General features: G+C 48.2%; 1 protein-coding gene. It reads right to left on the reverse strand.

The window, feature by feature from the left end; translation table 11 throughout:
- Window positions 1-506, reverse strand: a 506-nt coding sequence (locus tag R7O13_RS31210; protein ID WP_318305773.1) for an MFS transporter, incomplete at both ends; no start/stop codon positions are given.

The raw sequence follows: 506 nt of genomic DNA on the forward strand, positions 1-506 counted from the left end.
TAACATGCGATAGCTGAGTATGCGCTGGCGGGAACCGAATCGTTTGAAGCAATACAAGCGCGGTGATGTAGAGAACAATCAGGACAGAAAAAGCACTCGTATATAAACCATCGTCTGACCATTGTTGCGAATAAACCGCTAAGTTCGGACCGAGAATAGCCGCTAATACCCCACCCGCCATAGATATTGAAATTGCTCTGTGTCTTGCCGATTCTTCACACACTTCTATTGCAGCAAAACGATAGAGCGTGCCAAAGCCGATTCCGACACCGAGCAAAAACGTAGAAAAACAGAATAGATAAAAGGTTTGTTGGCTTAACGCGTACGTCGCCAAACTTGCGCCCACGATGCCGATGAGGTTACCTAGGCTAAAGCCCAAACGACGACCGAGTTTCCCCATCATCAATGATGCAGGTATCGTTGCCGCCATTAAACCGAGAAACTGCAGTGCGACAGGCAAAGTAATAAAGCTCGGTGACGGGGCAAGTGTTTTGCCAATGAGCGCG

The organism is Vibrio sp. Y176 (genome assembly GCF_033438945.1).